Source organism: Variovorax sp. 01T439_2, assembly GCF_056398445.1.
Window position 1 is genome coordinate 1 of sequence record NZ_JBFTPJ010001337.1, and the last position, 1,083, is coordinate 1,083.

Annotated in this window: 2 protein-coding genes; one reads left to right on the plus strand and one right to left on the minus strand. The window is 61.1% G+C overall.

The genetic code is table 11. The features are described from left to right. Positions 1-589 (minus strand): BrxR family helix-turn-helix transcriptional regulator (locus AC1DOC_RS34750; protein WP_478131723.1); only part of this gene is annotated, 589 nt, incomplete at its 3' end. A 240-nt stretch (positions 590-829) separates the two neighbouring features. Between AC1DOC_RS34750 and AC1DOC_RS34755 the strand changes: the two genes are divergently transcribed. Beyond that, positions 830-1,083, plus strand: a 254-nt coding sequence (locus AC1DOC_RS34755) for a hypothetical protein (RefSeq protein ID WP_478131724.1), incomplete at its 3' end; no start/stop codon positions are given.

Below are 1,083 nucleotides of genomic sequence, written 5' to 3' on the forward strand. Positions count from 1 at the left end.
GCGCTGGCTTCTCGCCCTTCAACACCTGCGGGTGCTTGATGCGGGTGATCACGAAGTCACGGAATTCCTTCGACTTACGGTCGAAGGCACGAACGTGCCACCGAAGGCCGCTGTCGATCAGCGCGAAGGGCACGATCTGACGCTCGGCCTTGCCGTTCGAGATGGAGTGGTACTCGATCCCAAGCGGGCATTCCTGGTGGATCGCCCGAGTCACGCTCGCCAGCACATCCAGATCGGGGAGCGTCAACCGTGAGGGGCTCTCGCTGGCAACCCATGCCTTGAGCCGAATAGGCTCGCCGTCGCCGAAGCACTGGGTCAGCCATGACAGCACGCGCTCGGCTGGGAAGTCGAAGACCGGGTGGAAGTCCGGACCCAAGATGTAGGACTTGCCCTTGGAGTCGTAGTCGATATTGCCGGGGGCCAGGTCCTTGTAGAGCGCCAGATCCCGGCTGGCCGCCGCCGACTGGATGCCAAAGCGCGAGACCAGATCCTGGCGGCGGATCTCCCCGATGAAGCGCACACGCAACTCCACGAACGCGAGGCGGTCGCGCTGCGGCTGGGTGAGGTCTGCTAGCTGTTCAATCGACATCCTGTTGCTCGTTCGGGTTGGCGAAGGATTGTACGGGTGATTTCGGGAAGTATATAAGCCGCACTAGAATGTGCTTATCGTATGAAAATGGAATATTGTCCATCGCATTGTGATTATGTGCGCCCAGCTGACTCTGGCTCCGTCGCCGCGCAATATGGCGCGGGTCTTCGAACTCGGCGCACTGGTCTCGGTGGACAAGTTGAGCCGGATTCCGCCACTGGAGGCAGCCGTGAAGCCTGAGTGGTCGGCGTCGACAGTTTTCGTAAGACGGGCATGGTCAAGGCGCAAACCTCAATCAAGGTCGCCCCCTTCGACGAGTCCACGCTCAAGAAGATCGATAGGCTGCGCCGGGTGTCCGGTGAGCTGTTGCCTCGCTATTCGTTCGCGCTCGCCGATGGGGTGCGTTGGATGCCCAAGCAAGTCATCCCCCTCTTTGATGCGGCGCTGACAGCGGCCAACGACGACGTGAAGACGCTGCTCGGACAGACCATGGG